The organism is Streptomyces doebereineriae (assembly GCF_031845645.1).
Classification (GTDB): Bacteria; Actinomycetota; Actinomycetes; order Streptomycetales; family Streptomycetaceae; genus Streptomyces; species Streptomyces canus.
Genome location: NZ_JAVREZ010000003.1, coordinates 584,489 through 600,282, shown reverse-complemented (window position 1 = coordinate 600,282; position 15,794 = coordinate 584,489). Strand labels below are relative to the sequence as shown.

The following is a 15,794-nucleotide window of genomic DNA, read 5'->3' as shown; positions in this document are numbered from 1 at the left end:
CCAGCGCTGGTCAGCGACACGTCGACACCGACGCCGGTTCTGTAGGGAATTCCTGCCGAAGGGGGGCGCGGAGGACCGCGCCCCCCTTCGGTGTTGCTACTGCGCCGCCTGCTGGGCCAGTACCTGGTGCAGCGGCTCCGTCTCGCGGCGCTTGTACTCCTGGATCGCCCAGCCGTTGCCGTCCGGGTCCTTGAAGTACATGAAGGTGGCGCCGTCCTGCGGGGCGAACTGGACCGGTTCGCTGACGTCCAGGCCGCGGGAGGTGAGTTCCTCGTACGCCGCCTTCGCGTCCGTCACACACAGTTGCATGCCGTGGTACGTCCCGGGCTGCGGGGCTCCCGTCGGCACCTGGAGGCCGTCCACCAGCGCGATGGAACAGCCGGAGCCGGGCGGGGTCAGCTGGCAGATGCGGACCCCCTCCATCACTTCGCCGTCCAGATCCACGTGGAAGCCGACCTTGTCGCGGTAGAACTCCTTGGCGCGGTCGACGTCCGTGACCGGCAGCAGGATCACTTCGAGGCTCATGTCCATGGCGTGACTCCCTTGTCGACGTCAGTGCATAGGGCCGTTCTCAGAAGCGCCACCGCGTCTGGCTGAACGGCTGTCCCTTACCGAAGCCGAAAACCGTGCGCGGCGCCACCGCATAGACAAGGGCGTGTCCCGGTCCGTGATGGAAGTAGCCCTCCCTCACCTCGAAGCGCCAGAAGTCGCCGTACTTGGCCTCCCATGCGGCGGCCAGCTCCCGCAGACGAGTGTCGTCGGACACCCGCACCGCCTCGCCCTCCACCACCAGGTCGTAGCCCTTGTCCCAGATGTTGGTGCCGGTCGTCAGCGTCACGTGCGCGTTGTGCGCGAGGTTCTTCGCCTTGCGTTCCTCGGGACCGGTGCAGAAGTGCAGCGCCCCGTGCGCCCACACGCCCGGCAACGGCGTGACGTGCGGGCGCCCGTCCGGTCGTACCGTCGAGATCCAGAACAGTTCGGCGGCGGCCAGCAGCGACTCGGCGTCCGCCCAGGAGTGCGCCGTCGCATCGGGGTCGCTGTAGCGGGGGTCGAGATGGGTCTCGGGTTCCTTCTCGGTCATCAAAGAGCCTCCGGCTCGGGGAACACCCGGGCCACCGCGGCGGTCCGGCTCGACACTCCCAGTCTGCCGAAGGCGTTCTCCAGATGCTTGCGTACGGTGCTGGGGGAGACGACGAGCTGTGCGGCGATCTGCGCTGTGCCCATGCCGAGGGCCACACAGCGCAGCACGTCCAGTTCGCGGTGGGTGAGGTGGACGGGCTCCCTGCGGCGGCGGGCGGCGTCCTTGTAGAGCTCGTACAGGTGCGGGGCCAGCATCCGCAGTGTGGTCATCTCGTGGTCGGTGAAGGCCTTCCCGTCCTCCCGGAAGAGCTGGAAGACCCGGGTGCGGTTCGGCGCGGTCGGCAGGGCGACGCACGCGATGGTCGGGTGCGGGGCGAGGAACTCCGTGTAGATGGGGAGTCTCCGCAGCTCGCGGACCGAGCGGAAGTCGGCCATCTGTGTCGTCTCGGGAATGTCGTGCGGCCGGGAGACCTGGGTGCACTGGGTGTGCTGGTGCCGCCAGTGCCAGTACGCGTCCATGTCGAGGTCTGCGTCCTCGTCGCCTATTTCCTGGGCGTTGAGCTGTCTCCTGGTGGAGATGTCCAGCTCGCTGAAGCTCGCGGCGTCGCACGGGATGAGCCGCATCAGCCCCGGCAACAGGCACGTCGGCGGCACTCCGCCGCGCGCGAGATCCTGCCGGGCCTCCTCCAGCACGTCCGCCATGCGGCGCAGATGGGCCTCGGCGGTGGTGTGGGGTGGGGTCATTTCGGCCTCCCCGGGCCGATTCGGATGCCTGGACCGACGCTACGCCCGACGCGTCCGGGCCACCCCGGGATTCGCCAAATGACGAATGGGCCACTGGCCTGGAAGCGCGCACGCTCGTCTCGGGCGACCGGTCCGGCCGCCCGCAGACCCGGAGGCAGCTCATGCGTTCACATCCGCACCGACCCGCGGCCCTGGTCGCGGGCGCCGTCCCGTTGGCCCTCGCCCTGCTGGCCACTGGCTGCGAGACGTCGACCGCCCCTACCGCCACCGACGCGTCGTTCTCGTCCGTACGGTTCACGCTGGGCGCCCGCGGAGACATCCAGGTCGCCGGCACGTCCCGTACGGCGGTCACCCGGGCCGGGGACCGCACGGTGACCGGGGGCCGCGCGTACCCCTTCGACCGGCCCCCGGGCAAGCTGCTCGTGGTGCTGAGGCACTGGCCGTCGCCGTCCGGGCAGCGGGCCGCACGCGACGCGGTACGCCTGCTGCCGCCGCCGGACGACGCCGCGATCGAGAGCGCCTACCTCGTCGACACCGGCGACTGGGCGTTGGCCGAGCTCGACGGTCACCCGGTGCAGTGGCTGCGCCGCGACACGATCCGCGTCGACGCGACGAAGGCGGGCGCCGTGGGACGCACCCACCTCACCCTGTCCGGACCGCGCGGAAGGCGGCCCTTGCCGGACGGCCGCGCGTGCGAGGGCGTCGACCCGGTCGTGAACCGGTACGTCGTCCTCCCGGAGGTCGAGTCGGGCGCGGCCGTCCCGGAGGTCCTCGCGCGGCTGCGCGAGCGGTGCCTCGACGTCCAGTACGTCTCCATGCCCGGCGGTGGCCCCCGGGGCACCGTGCGGTCGATCGAGATACCGGTCGCCGGCCACACGGCCCCGGTGGCCGAGCTGCCACCCACCGACGGCAGCCGCGCCCAGGGCCGCCTACCGGGCGACAAGATCCTCACGGACCCCTCCCGACCGACCACGGTGACGGTGATCCGCTGACGCGCAGGGGCCCAGGCCGGGAGCCAGCAGTGCGTGCCCTGCGGGAGTGCTCGGCCGGGGACCGCCCGTCCGTGCCCTGCCGGGACTCTCACCAGGGGATTGTCCGTCCGCCCCTGCCAGGACGACAACCGGGGATCACCGGCACCCGCTCTCGCTCCCGCCGGGACTCGCGCCCGGGGATCGTCGTCCCCGCCCCACCCAGACCCCCACCCACAAATCCCCCCATCCGCGCCCCGGCGCTCATCCCCAACTCTCCGGTTAGGCTCAATCGATACGACCTTGATCGGGCGGGAGGCTGGGATGACGGCGGCGCCGGGGCGCAGGAGCAGTACCTTCACGCGGCTTCTGCGGCACGGTTTCACCGATCCGTCGGCCGCCGAGCGGCTGCTGGACAGCGGCGAGCTGAGCGGCGTACGCGATGACCCGGTACTGCTGGAGGCGCTCGGCGCGACCGCCGACCCCGACCTCGCCCTGCACGGTCTCGTACGGCTCCTCGAGGCGCAGCCCGACCGGGAGCTGCTCGACACCGTGATAGCGGCGAAGCCGTTGCGCGACCGGCTGCTCGGGGTGCTCGGCGCCTCCGCCGCGCTCGCCGAGCATCTCGCCCGGCACCCCGGCGACTGGCAAGCCCTCGTCACCTACGAGCCGCGCGATCTGCACCCCGGCGTCGAGGAGTTCGAGCGCGGGCTCGCCGAGGCCACCGACCCCGTCGCCCTGCGCGTCGCCTACCGCCGCTGTCTGCTGTCGATCGCCGCCCGTGACGTGTGCGGCACCACCGACCTCGCCGAGACCGCCGCCGAACTCGCCGACCTCGCCACCGCGACCCTGCGCGCCGCGCTCGCCATAGCGCGGGCGGCCGCACCGGAGGACGCGGCGCTGTGCCGGCTCGCGGTGATCGCGATGGGCAAGTGCGGGGGCCACGAGCTGAATTACGTCTCCGACGTGGACGTGATCTTTGTCGGTGAAGGTGTCGACGGGGCCGACGAGGGCAAGGCCCTCCGCGCCGCCACCAAGCTCGCCTCGCACATGATGCGCGTCTGCTCCGAGACCACCGTCGAGGGGTCCATCTGGCCCGTCGACGCCAACCTGCGGCCCGAGGGCAGAAACGGCCCCCTCGTCCGCACCCTCGCCAGCCACCTCGCCTACTACCAGCGCTGGGCCAAGACCTGGGAGTTCCAGGCCCTCCTCAAGGCCCGCCCGGTCGCCGGCGACCTCGAGCTGGGCGAGGAGTACGTCGCCGCCCTCGAACCCCTGGTCTGGAAGGCCGCCGAGCGCGAGAACTTCGTCGCCGACGTGCAGAAGATGCGGCGCCGGGTCGTGGAGAACATCCCCGTCGCCGAACTCGACCGGCAACTGAAGCTCGGCCCCGGTGGGCTCAGAGACGTCGAATTCGCCGTACAGCTCCTGCAGTTGGTGCACGGCCGCGAGGACCGTTCGCTGCGCAGCGGCACCACCCTCAACGCCCTGCAGGCTCTCGTCGCCGGCGGCTACGTCGGCCGTGCCGACGCGGCACAGCTCGACGAGGCCTACCGCTTCCTGCGCTCCATGGAGCACCGCATCCAGCTCTACCGGCTGCGCCGCACCCACCTGGTCCCCGAGGACGAGACCGACCTGCGCCGCCTCGGCCGCTCCCTGGGCCTGCGCGCCGACCCGGTGACCGAGCTGAACCGCGAGTGGAAGCGGCACACCTCCGTCGTACGACGCCTGCACGAGAAGCTCTTCTACCGGCCGCTGCTGGACGCCGTGGCCCAACTCGGCCCCGGCGAGATCAGGTTGAGCGCCGGAGCGGCGCGCGAGCGGCTGGTCGCGCTCGGGTACGCCGACCCGGCCTCCGCCCTGCGGCACCTGGAGGCCCTGGCCTCCGGCGTCAGCCGCAAGGCCGCCATCCAGCGCACTCTCCTCCCGGTCCTGCTGGGCTGGTTCGCCGAGTCCGCCGACCCGGACGCCGGACTGCTCAACTTCCGCAAGGTGTCGGACGCGCTGGGCAAGACCCCTTGGTATCTACGGCTGTTGAGGGATGAGGGCGCCGCCGCCGAGAACCTCGCACGCGTCCTGTCCGCCGGGCGCCTCGCCCCCGACCTGCTGATGCGCGCACCCGAAGCCGTGGCGCTCCTCGGGGACGGCGACGGCGGCGGACTGGCTCCGCGCGGGCGGGCCGGTCTCGAGCAGGAGATACTCTCCGCGGTCGGCCGCGCGGACGGCGCCGTCCAGGGCGTCACGGCGGCCCGTGGCGTCCGCCGCCGCGAACTCTTCCGTACGGCCGCCGCGGACATCGTCGGCTCCTACGGCACCGAGACCCAGCCGGCCGAGCCGGACCAGGGCGCCCTGGTGGAGCGCGTCGGCGCCGCCGTTTCCGACCTGACCGCCGCGACCCTCGCCGGCACCCTGCGCGCGGTCGTCCGGGAGGGCTGGGGCGACACCCTGCCCACCCGGTTCGCCGTCATCGGCATGGGCCGCTTCGGCGGTCACGAACTCGGCTACGGCTCCGACGCGGACGTCCTGTTCGTCCACGAGCCGCGCGAGGGCGTCGAGGAGCGGGAGGCCTCCCAGGCCGCCAACAAGGTCGTCTCCGAGATGCGCCGGCTGCTCCAGATCCCGAGCGCCGACCCGCCGCTGCTCATCGACGCCGACCTGCGCCCGGAGGGCAAGTCCGGGCCGCTGGTGCGCACGTTGACGTCGTACGCGGCCTACTACCGCCGTTGGTCGCTGGTCTGGGAGGCACAGGCCCTGCTGCGGGCCGAACCAGTCGCCGGGGACGAGGAGTTGGGCCGCCGGTTCGTCGAACTGATCGACCCACTGCGCTATCCGGCGGCGGGCCTCGGCGACGACGCCGTACGCGAGATCCGGCGGCTGAAGGCGCGCATGGAGTCCGAGCGGATGCCTCGCGGCGCCGACCCCAAGCTGCACACCAAGCTCGGGCCCGGTGGGCTGTCCGACGTCGAGTGGACGGTCCAGCTCCTCCAGATGCGGCACGGTGCCGGCGAGCCGGGACTGCGGACCACCCGCACCCGGGCGGCGCTCTCCGCCGCGCGGGCGGCCGGGCTGATCTCCGAGGAGGACACCCAGGTCCTCGACGAGGCGTGGGTGCTGGCGACGCGGGTGCGGAACGCGGTGATGCTGGTGCGGGGGCGGGCCGGGGACACGTTTCCTTCCGAGACGCGGGAACTTGCTGCGGTGGGGCGGTACTTGGGGTATGAGGCGGGACATGTGGGGGACATGCTCGATGACTACCGGCGGACTGCTCGGCGGGCTCGGGGTGTGGTGGAGGAGTTGTTCTACGGGGCGTAGTGGGGTTTGTTCTTCGGCTGCGGGGCGGTGGGGGCTGGTCGCGCAGTTCCTCGCGCCCCTAAGTGGGTCAGCGCGATCCCCGTCAATACGATCGCCATGCCTGTCAGCACCCTCGACTCCACCCGCTCGTCCAGCACCACCGCGCCCAGAGCTACCGACACGACCGGCAGCAGGTAGCCGACCGTCGCCGTCGTCACCGGGCCCTCGTCCGCTATCAGGCGGTAGTTGAGGTAGAAGGTCACCCCCGTGCCCAGCACCCCCAGGGCCGTCACCGCCCCCAGCCCGGTGAGGTCGGTGTCCACGGGGCCCGCGAACGGGAGGGACAGGGTCGTCCAGCCGGTCGCCATGAGGAGTTGGGCGGCGGAGTACGCCAACGGCGCCTGCCCGGAGGTGAGTTTGCGTGCCATGTACGCGAAGGCCACGGCGTAGCTCGCGGCGGCGGCCAGGAGGGCCAGGGCGCCCCAGGTCAGCAGACCCGAGCGGTGCCAGGGGGCGAAGATCAGCACGGTGCCTGCGAAGCCGAGGAGCAGGCCGGTCAGCCGTAGGGGGCGCAGGCCGCGGTCGGTGCCGAGCAGGACGCCGATCAGCAGGGACCACAGCGGGGTCGTCGCGTTCAGGACGCCCGCGACGCCGGAGTCGACGCTCTGCTCACCGACCGCGAACAGAGCGAAGGGGATGGCGTTGCAGAACAGTGCGGCGACGACCAGATGACCCCAGGTGGAGCGGGAGCGGGGCAGCCGCTGACCGGCCGCGCGGGCCAGGAGGAACAGCACGGCCGTGCCCAGCACGCACCGCGCGATCGTGATCTGGGCGGGGGAGAGGCCGTGGTCGAGGGCGAGTTTGATCCAGAGGAAGCCGGATCCCCAGAGGAGGGCGAGGGCGGCCATACGGAGAGTGGAGGCGGGGGACATGTCCTCCACGGTCTCCCGGCCGGACCTGTCAGGACAAGTGAAAGATCCTGGAGTCATCATTAAGCTGGAGTACATGCTTGATGTGCGACGGATGCAGATGCTGGCGGCCGTGGTGAGCAGTGGCTCGGTGACGGCGGCCGCGGCCCGGCTCGGCTACACCCCCTCCGCGATCAGCCAGCAGGTGGCGGCACTGGAGAAGGAGGCCGGGACCGAGCTCCTCGAACGGGTCGGGCGGGGTGTGCGGCCCACAGCCGCCGGGCTGTTGCTCACGGAGTACGCGGACGCGATCGGCCGGCAGGTCGCGGAGGCGGAGACGGCCCTCGGGGACCTCCTCGCGGGCCGCACGGGCCGGCTCTCGGTGCGCTACTTCGCCACGGCCGGAGCCCATCTGGTCGCCCCCGCGGTGGCGCGGCTGCGGGCCGAACACCCCGGCGTACAGATCGACCTGAAGCTGACGGGACCCGACCCGCTGCCGGACGTACGGGAGGGGCGGGCGGACCTGGCGCTGGTGGTGGGACCGGCGGACGAGGACGGCGTACGACTGCTGCATCTGCTCGACGACCCGTACCTGGCCGTGCTCCCCGCAGCGCATCCCCTCGCGGCCCGCCGATCGATCCACCTGACCGACCTGGCAGACGAACCCTGGGTGGGCAGCGAGTGGCCCGGCCCCTGCCTCGAGGCCCAGCTCACCGCCTGTGCCACGGCAGGGTTCCACCCGCGCTTCGTCGTGGACAGCGAGGACTACGCCACGGCACAGGGCTTCGTGGCCGCGGGACTCGGGGTGACCCTGATCCCCCGGCTGGGCCTCGGGGGCCGGCATCCGGACGTGGCGGTACGGCGGATCCGGGGCCCGGAGCCGTCACGGGCGATCCACGCGGCCGTACGGCAGACCGCGCTGCCGCAACCGGCACTCGACGCGTTCGTCGAGGCGCTCCGGGACGCGGCCGCGAGCTAGGGCCTGTCCGGCGGATGCCGACGTCGCCGGGTCTGGCACGCGCATCTGCACTGATCAGGCACCGTTGCTGGAAGTCGGCCCGATCCGCCGGACAGGCCCTGGTGTCCCGGCAGGCAGCGACTGCCCGTCAAGGAGCGGTGTCCGGTGCGGCGAGTGGGGGGCACCGCCTCTGCGGGAGCGTGCCGGGCGTCGAGACGGGGCGCGCGGTGCTTGTCGGGGGCACCGGTCAGGCGTTGAGGGGCAGCGGCGTGCGGCCCGTCGGGGCACCGGCTAGGCCTTGGCGGGCCGGGGAGTGGCCTTCGCCTTCGGCGGTACCACCTTCGGCAACCCGTACGGCAGCGCCCCGTACCAGACCCGCGCCACCATGAAGCCGAACAGCAGGCACAGGATGCCGCCGACCGCGTCGAGCCAGAAGTGGTTGGCGGTGGCGACGATGACCAGGAGCGTCACCGTCGGGTAGAGCAGGCCCAGGACGCGCACCCACGGCACCGACGCCAGCGCGAAGATCGTCAGACCGCACCACACGGACCAGCCGATGTGCATGGACGGCATCGCGGCGTACTGGTTCGACATGTGCTTCAGGTCGCCGGAGGCCATCGAGCCCCAGGTCTGGTGGACCATGACCGTGTCGACGAAGTTGCCGCCGTTCATCAACCGCGGGGGTGCCAGCGGATACAGGTAGTAACCGACCAGCGCCACACCCGTGGTCGCGAAGAGCACCAGACGCGTCGCCGCGTAGCGGCCGGGGTGGCTGCGGTAGAGCCAGACCAGGACGCTCAGCGTCACGATGAAGTGCAGCGTCGCGTAGTAGTAGTTCATGCCGACGACGAGCCAAGTCACGGAGTTCACCGCGTGGTTGACGGACTCCTCGACCGCGATGCCCAGATGGTGCTCCATCCGCCAGATCCAGTCGGCGTTGCGCAGCGCCTCCGTCTTCTGCTCCGGCACCGCGTTGCGGACCAGCGAGTACGTCCAGTAACTCACCGCGATCAGCAGGATCTCGAACCAGAGGCGAGGGCGGCGCGGGGAGCGCAGGCGGCGAAGGAGAGCCGGCCGGTCCGCGGCCGTGAGGGAGTCCGGAGCGGCCGCGGTCCCGCGGTCTTCCAGGCTGGTCACGGTCGAGTCACCCATAGACATGAAGTCTGCCAGAAATGCCTTACCCCACCGATCATCCCGCGGGCGGGTTCGGGTCGCATGTCCTACGACGGGAAGACTGTCCCGTTCTCCTACCAGCGCACGGGTGAAAGCCCGGCTTCTCCGCCCTACGGACGAGTGCGATCCCCAGGTGCCGAAGCCGTCGAACCCCGCACCACCAGCTCCGGCATGAACACGAACTCGCTGTGCGGCGCGGGCGTTCCGCCGATCTCCTCCAGCAACGTCCGTACCGCCGCCTGCCCCATGGCCGGCACCGGCTTGCGGATCGTCGTCAGCGGCGGGTCGGTGAAGGCGATCAGCGGGGAGTCGTCGAAACCCACGACCGAGACGTCCCGCGGCACTTCCAGACCCCGCTGCCGGGCCGCCCGTATCGCGCCCAGCGCCATCATGTCGCTCGCGCACACCACCGCCGTGCAGTCACGGTCGATGAGCGCCGACGCGGCCGCCTGGCCGCCCTCCAGGGTGTAGAGCGAGTGCTGGACGAGGTCCGCCTCGACGGTCGCCCCGGCCAGCCCGAGCAGGTCCTGCATGGTGCGGACGAAGCCCTCGATCTTGCGCTGGACCGGCACGAAGCGCTTCGGGCCGAGGGCGAGGCCGATCCGCTTGTGCCCCAGCGACACCAGATGCGTCACCGCCAGCGACATCGCCGCGCGGTCGTCGGGGGAGATGAACGGCGCCTGCACCTTCGGCGAGAACCCGTCCACGAGCACGAACGGCACGCCCTGCGCCCGCAGCTGCTCGTAACGCTGCATGTCCGCGGAGGTGTCCGCGTGCAGCCCGGAGACGAAGATGATGCCCGCCACGCCCCGGTCGACGAGCATCTCCGTGAGCTCGTCCTCCGTGGAGCCGCCCGGGGTCTGGGTGGCGAGGACCGGGGTGTAGCCCTGCCGGGTCAGCGCCTGGCCGATCACCTGGGCCAGGGCCGGGAATATCGGGTTCTCCAGCTCCGGGGTGATCAGGCCCACCAGGCCCTCGCTGCGCTGCCGCAGCCGGACCGGGCGTTCGTAGCCCAGCACGTCGAGTGCGGCCAGCACGGACTGGCGGGTGGTGGCGGCGACACCCGGCTTCCCGTTGAGGACGCGGCTGACGGTCGCTTCGCTCACGCCCGCCTGAGCAGCGATGTCGGCTAGCCGTGTGGTCACGGCACCGGACTGTACCGGCCGTATCGTCATCGCGGTCCCTCTGTTCTGATCGGCGCCCATTGTCCCGCAAGGGGATGATTCCCGTCCGGGAGCGGGATGGCAAGAGCTTGCAGAGTCTTGCACAACCCGTAGTCGTCCCGCTCAGCCCCGTAAAACAAGGGTCTCGTGACGGTCGACAAGGGATCACGACGGCGTAACTTCCGCAGTCTCTTGCACTTTTTTGCTGCAAGCTCTTTCGCAAGCCTTGCATCGCTGTTACGTTCCCACTCGCCCGGCGGCCGCAAAGGCGCAGTCGGCAGACGGGGAGGGCAGACGGGACCTCTCCCCGCAGCACACGGGCTTTCACCCTCAAGGAGAACTCATGCGGCGTGGCATAGCGGCCACAGCGCTGGTGGCGTCTTTCGCCCTCGCGGCGACGGCCTGCGGCGGAAGTGACAGCGGCGACAAGGCCGACGGTCCGGTGACCATCACCTGGTGGGACACCTCCAACGCCACCAATGAGGCGCCGACGTACCAGGCCCTGATCAAGGACTTCGAGGCCGCCAACAAGGGCATCAAGGTCAAGTACGTCAACGTGCCCTTCGACCAGGCGCAGAACAAGTTCGACACCGCCGCCGGCGCGAGCGGCGCCCCCGACGTGCTGCGCTCCGACGTCGGCTGGACCCCCGCCTTCGCCAAGAAGGGCTTCTTCCTGCCCCTCGACGGCACCGAGGCCCTCGCCGACCAGGCCAAGTTCAAGCCGAACCTGATCAAGCAGGCCCAGTACGACGGCAAGACCTACGGCGTGCCGTTCGTCACCGACACCCTCGCCCTGGTCTACAACAAGCAGCTCTTCGAGAAGGCCGGCGTAGAGGCCCCCAAGACCTGGGACGACCTGAAGGCCGCCGCCGCCACGATCAAGTCGAAGACCGGCGTCGACGGCTACTGGGGCTCCACCGCGGCCTACTACGCCCAGACCTTCCTCTACGGCGAGGGCACCGACACCGTCGACGCCGCCGCCAAGAAGATCACGGTGAACTCCGACGCCGCCAAGAAGGGCTACGGCACCTGGCTGAGCCTCTTCTCCGGCAAGGGCCTGCACAAGGCCGACACCACCGCCGACGCCTACGCCCACATCCAGGACGCGTTCGTCAACGGCAAGGTCGCCGCGATCATCCAGGGCCCGTGGGAGATCACCAACTTCTACAAGGGCTCGGCCTTCAAGGACAAGAACAACCTCGGCATCGCCACCGTCCCGGCCGGCTCCAGCGGCAAGGCGGGCGCCCCGACCGGCGGCCACAACCTCTCGGTCTACGCCGGCTCCGACTCGGCCCACCAGAAGGCGGCCGAGAAGTTCGTGGGCTTCATGACCTCCGCGAAGTCGCAGACGCAGATCGCGCTGAAGAACTCCACGCTGCCCACCCGCGACGACGCCTATACCGCCGAGGTCAAGGCCGACCCGGGCATCGCCGGATACCAGTCGGTCCTCTCCTCCGCCCAGCCGCGCGTGGCCCTGCCGGAGTACAGCTCCCTGCTGACCCCGCTGGACACCGAGCTGGTCAAGATCGCCGGCGGCAAGGAATCCCTGGACAAGGGCCTGAGCAACGCGGAGACCGCCCTCGCCAAGCTGGTGCCCGACTTCAGCAAGTGAGCCCGTGTGGCCGCCGGATCTCCCGGTCATGGGGGGGAGAGATCCGGCGGCCACCGGCCTGTGCCCGGCCGCCCTGGCCGGCCGCTCGGCCCAGCCACGTCTCAGAGCCGCAGAACTTTCAGAAGGTGTCGAACATGACAGTCGCCATCGACCGCGCCACCGGCAAACGGCACGGTGAGCGCGCGCCACGGCCCGGGCGGGGCCAACGCCTGAAGCAGAGCTACCAGAAGCACTGGTACGCCTACGCGATGATCACCCCAGTGGCGATCGTCCTCGGTGTCCTCGTGCTCTACCCCCTGGTCTACGGCGTCTACCTCACGCTCACCGACGCCAACAGCCTCAACACGGCCCGCACGATCGGCGTCAACCACATCGACGCCACCTACAAGTTCATCGGCCTGGACAACTACGCCGACATCCTGTGGGGCGACACCGCCTACGACCGCTTCTGGTCGCACTTCATCTGGACGATCGTCTGGACGGCCCTGTGTGTCGCCCTCCACTACTGCATCGGCCTCGGCCTCGCGCTGCTGCTCAACCAGAAGCTGCGGGGACGGACGCTGTACCGGCTGATCCTGGTGCTGCCCTGGGCCGTGCCGACCTTCGTCACCGTCTTCGGCTGGCGCTTCATGCTCGCCGACGGCGGCATCCTCAACACCGCGCTGGACGCGCTGCATCTGCCCTCGCCGGCATGGCTCGAGGACACTTTCTGGCAGCGGTTCGCCGCGATCATGGTCAACACCTGGTGCGGTGTGCCGTTCATGATGGTCTCGCTGCTCGGCGGACTCCAGTCCATCGACGCCTCCCTCTACGAGGCCGCCGAGATGGACGGCGCGAGCGCCTGGCAGCGGTTCCGGTACGTCACCCTGCCGGGACTCAGGAGCGTCAGCTCCACCGTCGTACTGCTCGGCATCATCTGGACGTTCAACCAGTTCGCCGTGCTCTTCCTGATGTTCGGCAACACCGCGCCCGACGCGCAGATCCTCGTCACCTGGGCGTACCACCTGGGCTTCGGACAGCAGCCGCGTGACTTCGCCCAGTCGGCCGCGTACGGCATCCTGCTGCTGGCCATCCTGATCGTCTTCACCTCCTTCTACCGCCGCTGGCTGAACCGCAATGACCAGCAGCTCGCGATCTGAGGCAGGAGTCCCCATGAGTACGACCACAGCTGAGAGCTCCGCCACGGTGTCCCCGACCGCGCCCGCACAGACACCCGGACGGATCCGTCGCCGCGGTGACAAGAGCCTCGCCGGCTCCCTCGTCTCGCACGGCATCCTGATCGTCGCGAGCCTGATCGCGCTGTTCCCGATCCTCTGGCTGGTCTTCCTGTCCCTCGGCCCGGACAAGGACGACTACCTCCACCCGGGCGGCATCTGGAAGAAGATGACGTTCGACAACTACTCGTTCGTCCTCCAGCACACGGCGTTCTTCGACTGGCTGAAGAGCTCGCTGATCGTCTCGCTCGGCACCACGGTGATCGGTGTGCTGATCGCCGCGACCACCGGGTACGCCGTCTCCCGTATGCGCTTTCCGGGCTACCGGAAGTTCATGTGGGTGCTCCTGGTCACGCAGATGTTCCCGGTGGCCGTACTCATGGTGCCGATGTACCAGATGCTCTCGGACCTCCAGCTCATCGACAGCTACCTTGGACTCGTCCTCGTGTACTGCTCGACGGCGGTGCCGTACTGTGCCTGGTTGCTGAAGGGCTACTTCGACACCATCCCGTTCGAGATCGACGAGGCCGGACGCGTCGACGGGCTGACCCCCTTCGGCACGTTCGCGCGGCTGATCCTGCCGCTCGCCAAGCCCGGGCTCGCGGTCGCCGCGTTCTACAGCTTCCTCACCGCGTTCGGTGAGGTCGCGTTCGCCTCGACGTTCATGCTCTCCGACACGAAGTACACGTTCGCGGTCGGTCTGCAGAGCTTCGTGAGCGAGCACGACGCCCAGCGGAACCTGATGGCCGCGACGGCCGTGCTGATCGCGATACCGGTGTCCGTGTTCTTCTACCTGGTGCAGAAGAACCTGGTGACCGGACTCACCGCGGGCGGCACGAAGGGCTAGCGCCCACTCGAAGACCCGAGGCGGCCGCGGTCTCCATCCGACCCCGCTGTGACCGTGGCCGCCTCGTCACACACCTACCTCAGAACCCGATGACTCCTTTACGTACCAAGGACGCCATGAGCCAGCAGCACTTCGCCGCCGACCCGGCACCGAACTCCGCCGTCGTCACCGCCCCGCGCAGGGACTGGTGGCGGGACGCGGTGATCTACCAGGTCTATCCGCGCAGCTTCGCCGACAGCAACGGTGACGGCATGGGCGACCTGGAGGGCATCCGCACCCGACTGCCGTACCTGCGCGACCTGGGCGTGGACGCCGTGTGGCTCAGCCCCTTCTACGCCTCCCCGCAGGCCGACGCCGGCTACGACGTGGCCGACTACCGGGCCGTGGACCCCATGTTCGGCAACCTCCTGGACGCCGACGCACTGATCCGAGACGCCCGCGGACTGGGACTCAGGATCATCGTCGACCTGGTGCCCAACCACTCCTCCGACCAGCACGAGTGGTTCAAGCGGGCGGTCGCCGAGGGCCCGGGATCGCCGCTCCGGGACCGCTACCACTTCCGCCCCGGCAAGGGCGCGAACGGCGAACTCCCGCCCAACGACTGGGAGTCGATCTTCGGCGGCCCCGCCTGGACGCGCGTCGCGGACGGCGAGTGGTACCTGCACCTCTTCGCCCCCGAGCAGCCCGACTTCAACTGGGACCACCCGGCCGTCGGCGACGAGTTCCGCTCGATCCTGCGCTTCTGGCTCGACATGGGCGTGGACGGCTTCCGCATCGACGTGGCACACGGCCTGGTGAAGGCGGAGGGGCTGCCCGACCTGGGATCCCACGACCAGGTGAAGCTGCTGGGCAACGATGTCATGCCGTTCTTCGACCAGGACGGCGTCCACGAGATCTACCGCCAGTGGCGGCTGATCCTCGACGAGTACTCCGGCGAGCGCATCTTCGTCGCCGAGGCATGGACCCCGACCATCGAGCGCACCGCGAACTACGTCCGCTCCGACGAGCTCCACCAGGCCTTCAACTTCCAGTACCTGGCCACCGCATGGGACGCCGAGGAACTGCGCGGGGTCATCGACCGCACGCTGGAGGCGATGCGACCGGTCGGCGCCCCGGCCACCTGGGTGCTGTCCAACCACGACGTCACCCGCCACGCCACCCGCTTCGCCAACCCGCCCGGCCTCGGCACCCAGATCCGCACGGCCGGCGACCGGGAGCTCGGGCTGCGTCGCGCCCGCGCCGCCACGTTGCTCATGCTGGCGCTGCCGGGATCGGCGTACATCTACCAGGGCGAGGAGCTCGGCCTCCCGGACGTCGTCGACCTGTCCGACGAGGTCCGCCAGGATCCGGCGTACTTCCGCGGCGCCGGCCAGGACGGCTTCCGCGACGGCTGCCGGGTGCCGATCCCGTGGACGCGCGAGGGATCGTCGTACGGCTTCGGCGCGGGCGGCAGCTGGCTGCCCCAGCCGTCGGAGTGGGCGGACCTGAGCGTGGAGGCGCAGACCGGCGACCCCGACTCCACCCTGGAGCTGTACCGCTCGGCCCTCGCCGTCCGCCGCGCCCAGCCCGACCTGGGCGCCGGCGACGCCGTGGAGTGGCTCCGGGCCCCCGAGGGCGTTCTCGCCTTCCGGCGCGGCGAGTTCGTCTGCGTCGCGAACACCGGCAGTGAGGCGGTGACGACTCCGGCGTACGGCCGACTGCTCCTCGCGAGCGGCGAGGTGGCCGAGGCCGACGGCGACGCGAAGGTGCCGGCCGACACGACGGTGTGGTGGACGACGGCCTGAGCACAGGCAGGGATCACCGGGCCCACACGGGGGCCCGGTGATTTTTTGTCGG

13 protein-coding genes are annotated in these 15,794 nt (G+C 70.4%); 7 read left to right on the top strand and 6 right to left on the bottom strand.

Going from position 1 to position 15,794, the window contains the following annotated elements:
* Nucleotides 1-96: 96 nt before the first annotated feature.
* The 3 genes from RNB18_RS12310 to RNB18_RS12300 are packed head-to-tail and all read right to left on the bottom strand — an operon-like array spanning nucleotide 97 to nucleotide 1,824.
* Entirely contained in the window at nucleotides 97-531 is a 435-nt protein-coding gene (locus RNB18_RS12310) for a VOC family protein (RefSeq protein ID WP_057611706.1), read from the bottom strand.
* 40 nt (nucleotides 532-571) lie between these two features.
* Nucleotides 572-1,081, bottom strand: a complete 510-nt coding sequence (locus tag RNB18_RS12305) for a pyridoxamine 5'-phosphate oxidase family protein (protein WP_311714137.1) — start codon at nucleotides 1,079-1,081, stop codon at nucleotides 572-574.
* On the bottom strand, nucleotides 1,081-1,824 hold the full coding sequence (locus RNB18_RS12300; RefSeq protein ID WP_311714136.1) for a helix-turn-helix transcriptional regulator: 744 nt from the start codon (nucleotides 1,822-1,824) through the stop codon (nucleotides 1,081-1,083). Before RNB18_RS12300 ends, RNB18_RS12305 begins: the two co-directional genes overlap by 1 nt.
* A 161-nt stretch (nucleotides 1,825-1,985) precedes the next feature.
* Between RNB18_RS12300 and RNB18_RS12295 the strand changes: the two genes are divergently transcribed.
* On the top strand, nucleotides 1,986-2,816 hold the full coding sequence (locus RNB18_RS12295) for a hypothetical protein (protein ID WP_311714135.1): 831 nt from the start codon (nucleotides 1,986-1,988) through the stop codon (nucleotides 2,814-2,816).
* Between the two features lie 300 nt (nucleotides 2,817-3,116).
* The gene (locus RNB18_RS12290; RefSeq protein ID WP_311714134.1) at nucleotides 3,117-6,104 is read left to right on the top strand and encodes a bifunctional [glutamine synthetase] adenylyltransferase/[glutamine synthetase]-adenylyl-L-tyrosine phosphorylase; all 2,988 of its coding nucleotides are present in this window, start codon (nucleotides 3,117-3,119) and stop codon (nucleotides 6,102-6,104) included.
* On the opposite strand, the gene RNB18_RS12285 is transcribed toward RNB18_RS12290, so the two are convergent.
* Nucleotides 6,092-7,015, bottom strand: a complete 924-nt coding sequence (locus RNB18_RS12285; RefSeq protein ID WP_311714133.1) for a DMT family transporter — start codon at nucleotides 7,013-7,015, stop codon at nucleotides 6,092-6,094. The genes RNB18_RS12290 and RNB18_RS12285 overlap by 13 nt on opposite strands.
* Before the next feature lie 73 nt (nucleotides 7,016-7,088).
* Here RNB18_RS12285 and RNB18_RS12280 point away from each other — a divergent pair, with 73 nt between their 5' ends.
* Nucleotides 7,089-7,970: a LysR family transcriptional regulator gene (locus tag RNB18_RS12280; RefSeq protein ID WP_311714132.1), complete on the top strand. Its 882-nt coding sequence runs from the start codon at nucleotides 7,089-7,091 to the stop codon at nucleotides 7,968-7,970.
* A 270-nt stretch (nucleotides 7,971-8,240) separates the two neighbouring features.
* Here the strand turns inward: RNB18_RS12280 and RNB18_RS12275 are convergent, their stop codons facing one another.
* Together RNB18_RS12275 and RNB18_RS12270 are read right to left on the bottom strand one after the other, a co-directional pair.
* A complete protein-coding gene (locus RNB18_RS12275) occupies nucleotides 8,241-9,101 on the bottom strand; it encodes a phosphatase PAP2 family protein (protein ID WP_311714131.1) in 861 nt (286 codons plus the stop codon).
* Between the two features lie 131 nt (nucleotides 9,102-9,232).
* Nucleotides 9,233-10,267, bottom strand: a complete 1,035-nt coding sequence (locus tag RNB18_RS12270; protein WP_311714130.1) for a LacI family DNA-binding transcriptional regulator — start codon at nucleotides 10,265-10,267, stop codon at nucleotides 9,233-9,235.
* Between the two features lie 361 nt (nucleotides 10,268-10,628).
* Here RNB18_RS12270 and RNB18_RS12265 point away from each other — a divergent pair, with 361 nt between their 5' ends.
* The 4 genes from RNB18_RS12265 to RNB18_RS12250 all read left to right on the top strand — a co-directional run bounded on the left by RNB18_RS12265 (nucleotide 10,629) and on the right by RNB18_RS12250 (nucleotide 15,742).
* Nucleotides 10,629-11,897: an extracellular solute-binding protein gene (locus tag RNB18_RS12265; RefSeq protein ID WP_311714129.1), complete on the top strand. Its 1,269-nt coding sequence runs from the start codon at nucleotides 10,629-10,631 to the stop codon at nucleotides 11,895-11,897.
* A gap of 134 nt (nucleotides 11,898-12,031) precedes the next feature.
* Nucleotides 12,032-13,036 (top strand): carbohydrate ABC transporter permease, encoded by a 1,005-nt coding sequence (locus tag RNB18_RS12260; protein ID WP_311714128.1) that lies wholly within the window; start codon nucleotides 12,032-12,034, stop codon nucleotides 13,034-13,036.
* Nucleotides 13,037-13,049: 13 nt separating this feature from the next.
* Nucleotides 13,050-13,958: a sugar ABC transporter permease gene (locus RNB18_RS12255; RefSeq protein ID WP_307074816.1), complete on the top strand. Its 909-nt coding sequence runs from the start codon at nucleotides 13,050-13,052 to the stop codon at nucleotides 13,956-13,958.
* Between the two features lie 116 nt (nucleotides 13,959-14,074).
* The gene (locus tag RNB18_RS12250) at nucleotides 14,075-15,742 is read left to right on the top strand and encodes a glycoside hydrolase family 13 protein (RefSeq protein WP_311714127.1); all 1,668 of its coding nucleotides are present in this window, start codon (nucleotides 14,075-14,077) and stop codon (nucleotides 15,740-15,742) included.
* Nucleotides 15,743-15,794: the final 52 nt, after the last annotated feature.

What these genes read in the sequence shown, in the direction of transcription:
- RNB18_RS12290 (WP_311714134.1), top strand. Translation starts at nt 3,117, where the DNA reads ATGACGGCGGCGCCGGGGCGCAGGAGCAGTACCTTCACGCGGCTTCTG.
- RNB18_RS12285 (WP_311714133.1), bottom strand. Translation starts at nt 7,015, where the DNA reads ATGTCCCCCGCCTCCACTCTCCGTATGGCCGCCCTCGCCCTCCTCTGG.
- RNB18_RS12310 (WP_057611706.1), bottom strand. Translation starts at nt 531, where the DNA reads ATGGACATGAGCCTCGAAGTGATCCTGCTGCCGGTCACGGACGTCGAC.
- RNB18_RS12260 (WP_311714128.1), top strand. Translation starts at nt 12,032, where the DNA reads ATGACAGTCGCCATCGACCGCGCCACCGGCAAACGGCACGGTGAGCGC.
- RNB18_RS12265 (WP_311714129.1), top strand. Translation starts at nt 10,629, where the DNA reads ATGCGGCGTGGCATAGCGGCCACAGCGCTGGTGGCGTCTTTCGCCCTC.
- RNB18_RS12295 (WP_311714135.1), top strand. Translation starts at nt 1,986, where the DNA reads ATGCGTTCACATCCGCACCGACCCGCGGCCCTGGTCGCGGGCGCCGTC.
- RNB18_RS12305 (WP_311714137.1), bottom strand. Translation starts at nt 1,081, where the DNA reads ATGACCGAGAAGGAACCCGAGACCCATCTCGACCCCCGCTACAGCGAC.
- RNB18_RS12280 (WP_311714132.1), top strand. Translation starts at nt 7,089, where the DNA reads ATGCTTGATGTGCGACGGATGCAGATGCTGGCGGCCGTGGTGAGCAGT.
- RNB18_RS12255 (WP_307074816.1), top strand. Translation starts at nt 13,050, where the DNA reads ATGAGTACGACCACAGCTGAGAGCTCCGCCACGGTGTCCCCGACCGCG.
- RNB18_RS12300 (WP_311714136.1), bottom strand. Translation starts at nt 1,824, where the DNA reads ATGACCCCACCCCACACCACCGCCGAGGCCCATCTGCGCCGCATGGCG.
- RNB18_RS12275 (WP_311714131.1), bottom strand. Translation starts at nt 9,101, where the DNA reads ATGGGTGACTCGACCGTGACCAGCCTGGAAGACCGCGGGACCGCGGCC.
- RNB18_RS12250 (WP_311714127.1), top strand. Translation starts at nt 14,075, where the DNA reads ATGAGCCAGCAGCACTTCGCCGCCGACCCGGCACCGAACTCCGCCGTC.